Origin of the sequence: Ferruginibacter sp., assembly GCF_014377975.1 — a bacterium.
Classification (GTDB): Bacteria; Bacteroidota; Bacteroidia; order Chitinophagales; family Chitinophagaceae; genus Ferruginibacter.
The window spans coordinates 1-5,562 of sequence record NZ_JACMOO010000282.1; the positions used below are offsets into that span (position 1 = coordinate 1).

Genomic DNA, 5,562 nt, shown 5'->3' on the forward strand with positions numbered 1-5,562 from the left:
GAATGATTTATAAACGCATGGCTACATCAATACCCATTGTTTTGTTTCAGCAAGCCATTGCTTCTGGTAATTTCAGATTGAGGAAATGGAAATAAATTAAATGCCTCTTTCCATTTTGAGCCAAACACAGTTGGCCCAATACCCCAGCGGGTTATATCAAACCATCTGCCGGGTTCAAATGCAAGCTCTACCCTTCTTTCATGCATCAATGCTTCCATACCGGCAGCCTTGGGAGAAGCGCCAAGCCCAACCCTTGCCCGAACCTCATTATTTATAACAGCCATACCATCTGGTATTCTTCCAGATTGAATTAATGCTTCTGCGTAAAGCAACAGTAAATCTGCATACCGGAAATATCTTTCATTATTAAACCCTGCCTGCCCGTTGGGAGCGTAATTGGCAGAAGCTGCGTTTCTTACACCACCATATTTTCTAATCATATATCCGGTAGAGGACCATCCTGCATCATAAGGAACACCGTCTGTTACACCGTTTGTATAGTAAGTATCACCGGCTTTGTATATACTTACTGCCAGCCTTGGATCGCCTGGTTCAAATTCGTCTACTAAAGATTGTGTGGGAGAATACCAGCCCATGTGGCCGCCAGGTGCACCTGCACCATTGGGTGCATCCCAATACCATACCCGGGCAGTTCCCTGCGATGCTTTAAATGCTTCAGAGTGTGTATCATCAAAAACCCACAAATTATCATCAGATTGAGGCCCCCCATATTGTATCTCAAAAATTGATTCTTTTTCATTTTCTTTTTTATAATCAAACACATCTTCAAAATTATCTTTCTTAGCTGCGTTTCCATTCATTAAGCCATAACCGCTGTTTGCCCTTACATCTTCAAATACGGCAATGGCTGCGGGCCAGTCTTTTTTCCATACATCAACTTTTCCTTCAAAGGCCCGGGCTGTCCACTTGGTTGCCCTGCCTGTATTGCTTGCATCCCATACGGCGGGCAATCCTGCAAACGCATCTTTCAAATCATCCAGTATGGCCTTGTACAAATCGGCTTGTGTAGAATTTGGTAAAGCAAGCGCATTAATATTGGTGGCAACTTTTGTTGCAATAGGTGGCGTACCCCACATTTGAAGCGCTAAAAAATGATTGAATGCACGCAAAAACTTAGCTTCCGCAACAAATTGTTTTTTTTGATCTGCGGTTAATGAATTTTTGCCATTTTCTGTATTTTCTATTACGAGGTTGGCTCTTAATATACCCTTGTAAACTTGCGTATAAATTGCGCCAAAAGGTATGTCGGAAGATTCAATATTCAGCAGGTCTAATTTTTTGGCTCTTGCCTGGTCTCCCGAGTTATCGGCTTTTGTATTTATCGTTATATCATCAGTGGTTGCCAGTGTAATGGCCCAAAATTCTCCACGTTCGCTCAGGTTTTCGGTACTGGTGCCCCAAAAATCCTGCAGGGCAGAATAAGAAGCAAACACAGCACCATCAAAGTCGGAAGGTGTAATATAATAGTTAGAAGGAGTTACTTTATCAAGCGGCTTCAAATCAAGTCTGTTACAGGAAACACCGGCCAGTATTAGTATTGCTGTCAATAATAAAGCCGGAAAAACTAAGAGGGCGCTTTTTTTAATAGTTATATTTTTCATTTTGCGAATATTCTTTGTGATTAATTAAAACTTATTTGCCAGCCTAACTGAACGATGGTGGGTTGCGGGCTACCGCCGCCATCAACACCATTGGCCAGCGGAAACTCTCCTTTTTGAAAACTCTGCGCCCGGGTAACCTCAGGATCATAACCACGGTATTTTGTAAAGGTGGTTAGGTTTTGTACGCTTATGTAAAATCTAGAGCCGGCAACAATATCATGGGTTACTGACTGCAACCTCGCCTTGGGAATTGTATAACCTAACTGAATTGTTTTAATCCTCATAAACGCTCCGCTTTCTATCCATCGATCGGAATACCGGTTGTTATTATTCAAGTCATTCCAGGTAGCCCTTGGCATGCTGTTACTTGTTCCTTCACCCGACCACCTTTTTAATACGCTTACAGACTGGTTGCTGCCGCTATTCATAGATTCCAATCCAGCTCTCGCTGCATTATACACCTGATTGCCCCCTACACCCTGTAGGAATATTTCAGCATCAAAATTATCGTATTTGACAGACAGGTTGAAACCGTAATAAAATGTTGGGATGGAACTTCCCAATTTAACCTGATCATCTGCAGTAATTTTTCCATCGGGTTTTCCTGTTAATTTACCATCAGCGCCTCTTCCATTTACATCTACAAAACGAATATCGCCAGGCGCTGCATCGGGCGATGCAGAGGGATCTTTTGCGATATCACCGGCATTTTGATATAGTCCATTTGTTTTATAACCATAAAAATATCCAAGTGGCTCACCCACAGTTGTACGGTGTGTTTGAGCACCACCGGTACCTGTAATAATTTCAGGTATTCCACCCAGAGACAATACCCTGTTTTTTACAGTAGTTATATTTCCACCGATATTATATTGCAACCCACCCACTTTATTGCGGTAATTTACAGATAGCTCAATACCTGAATTTTGTATGCTTCCTAAATTAGCATCGGCCGGAAGAAAGTAACCACTAACGTACGGAAGCGGAAGGCTCAATAATACATTTTTTGATTTTTTATTATAGTAGTCTACTGTAATATCTATTTTATGGCCCAGCAAACTGGCATCCAGACCGAAATCAGTTTGTTCGTTGGTTTCCCATTTAAGATTACTATTTGCAAAAAGGATTGGAGCCAGCCCGCGAACAGGTGTCTGTGTATTTCCGATAGGATAATAGATAGTGGTAGCTAATGTTGATATGTAAGAAAAATTATTGCCGGTAAACTGGTTGCCTGATTGCCCCCAGCTACCACGTATTTTCATGTCATTAATAAGCTTTGAATCTTTCATAAAATTTTCATTGCTTAATTTCCAACCTACCGAAAAAGAAGGGAAAATACCAGATCGGTTAGCGGATGAAAAACGGGAGGATTCATCTCGCCGGGTACTAAATGTTAAAAGATATTTATCATCATAAGCATAAAATAGTCTTGCGAGCACTCCCCTGATAGCCCATTGATCGGCCTCGTTGGCAGATGCGGAAGAAGCTGCTACTGATGCCAGGCGTATGCTTGAATTCACCAGATCCCTTCCCTGGATACGAAGCTTGGAATATTGAAAATTCGTTTCTTCTTCTCCCACCAAAACGGTAAAATCGCTTTTACCAACAGTTTTTTTATACGTTAATGTATGAGTAATGGTTGTAGTTAGTTCAATAGGTCTTTCCTGTACCAGTAACGATCCATGCGTACCGGTACCATAGTCAATGGGAACATTTTCCTGAAAAAAGAATCCGTCTCCCACATTATATTCTGCCCCTACCTGCAGCCGGTATTTTAGTCCTGCTATCGGTTCTAATTCTCCGTAGGCAGTTGCCAGTGCTTTGCGGGTTACAACACGGGTTTCGGTATATTTTGTGTTTGTTGAAAAAACATAGTTAACACCCGTTGCGCCCACGCCACGGGTAGCATTGCTTGAAGGGTTGTAACCGAATGGATCTTTATCATCATAAATGGCATAGTAGGGAGCATTGTGAGCGCTTCCAAAAGCTGCAAACCGGCCTTCTTCAGATTGAACCAGCCTATTGACAGAACTTAGTAAAACTGATTCGCCAAATTTTAAATATTTGCCTACTTTTAAATCTGAATTCGCTCTAAGAGAACCTCTTTTAAAATCCTGCGACGGTTCATTACCTTGTTGAGCCAGGTAACCTCCGCTAATATTAAAACTAAAGTTTTTTGTTCCCCCGCTAATACTCATGTTGTGATTGGTTAAGGGTTTAGAACGTAACAATGTTTTCTGCCAGTTAACAAATGGCTTTTCACTAAACGCTCTAATGCTGGCTATTTCTGGGTTTCCTGCGTCTTCCTGCACCTTGATGTATTGTGAAACATCCAGTACATCAATAATTTTATTAGCGGAAACATAAGAAGTACCTGCATATCCATCATAGGTAAGAGTGGTACGCCCTTCTTTACCCCGTTTGGTTGTAACAATAATAACCCCATTTGCAGCGCGGGCTCCGTAAATAGCCGACGCAGATGCATCTTTTAATATATCTATTGATTCAATATCGGAGGGGTTGATTCCTGCTAAAGGATTCGACTCTGTAGAGGACGAAGTGTTAACAGAAATATTGGTAGTTTGTACAGTTGGCACGCCGTCAATTACCCATAAAGGCTGGTTATTACCAATGGTACCTACACCCCGTATCCTTACATCAATAGGCGCACCAGGATCACCGCTTCGGTTAGCAATATTTACGCCGGTAACCCTGCCTGCCAATATCTGATCGGGGCTGGTAAAAGGTTTATCTACAAAATCTTTTTTCGATATTGAACTTACAGATCCGGTGAGGTCAACCTTGCGCTGCGTTCCATATCCTACTACCACCACTTCGTTTAACTTACTTACCTGACTGCTTAAAGTAATATTAACTGAATTTTTTCCTTTTGTCTTTACTTCGTTTGAGGCAAAACCAACCGAAGAAAATACGAGTACCGCATTTTCAGTTGCATTGAACGTGTAGTCGCCGTTGGCGTCTGTTTGTGTAGCATCTTTAGAACCTTTTACGGTTACAGTTACATTTGGCACACCGTTGCCTGCCTCATCAACTACTTTACCCGACACTTTTTTATTTTGAGAAAAAATATCAGTGGTAAAAAACAGGAGCATACCACTTAAAAGTAATACCTGAAAAACTTTGAGAGAAATTTTTTCATTCATAATAGCAGTTTTAAAAGTTTTGGTTTTATAGAAGTCTGCAGTTTGTTCAATCTGTTATTAATTACTGTTAGTTTAAGCGGGGCGGGCTAAGCCATTTTAAACCAATCGCACAAGCAATCATTTGAATGCTCAAATCATAACCTTTTATTTAGTAAGCTGCATGATATTAGCTGATAAAATATTTATTAAATACAATCTCATAAATCCATAACAGTAATTGACGATTTTTCAAAAGAGTTTAAGATTCCATGAATACATTGTACTAAAAAAATAAAAATTGAAATTGAAAAAATAAAATAACTTATTTAAATAAACAGTACATACTAAAAGTAACATTTTTTTTTTATTAAAAAGGGTTGTTTAATTTCCAATCTCTAATGCAAACGATTGCGTTTAGCACACAATCGTTTGCTTAAATTTTCAAGCGTAAACATATTATTCCCTAAATTATTGAACTGGTGTTTTTGATGCCGTAACACAGGGCATTATTAGTGACAGCCAAACAGCGTTTTAAAATAGTGACCCGCTTTTATCATTATTACAGTTACCATAGTCAACAGGCAGTTTTAATTTATTTTTTAATTGGACGAACCTTGATTTCATTTAAAAAAATATTAATTGTATTTTCCCAGATGCAATTAATTAAGCTCATTATGAAAAAGTTTATTTATCTGTTTTTACTCTCTGTCTCATTCCAGTACAATGCTGATGCCCAACCGGCTTCTACCGATAAAAATAAAGTGATGGATTTTTTTCAAAATCAGCAATTTGAGGAA

General features: G+C 39.6%; 2 protein-coding genes. Both read right to left on the minus strand.

Annotated features, from left to right (window positions below; translation table 11 throughout):
* Nucleotides 1-26: 26 nt before the first annotated feature.
* A complete protein-coding gene (locus H7254_RS14660; protein WP_301933669.1) occupies nt 27-1,622 on the minus strand; it encodes a RagB/SusD family nutrient uptake outer membrane protein in 1,596 nt (531 codons plus the stop codon).
* Nucleotides 1,623-1,642: 20 nt separating this feature from the next.
* Complete coding sequence (locus H7254_RS14665) at nt 1,643-4,786, minus strand: TonB-dependent receptor (RefSeq protein WP_301933670.1); 3,144 nt, start codon at nt 4,784-4,786, stop codon at nt 1,643-1,645.
* Nucleotides 4,787-5,562: the final 776 nt, after the last annotated feature.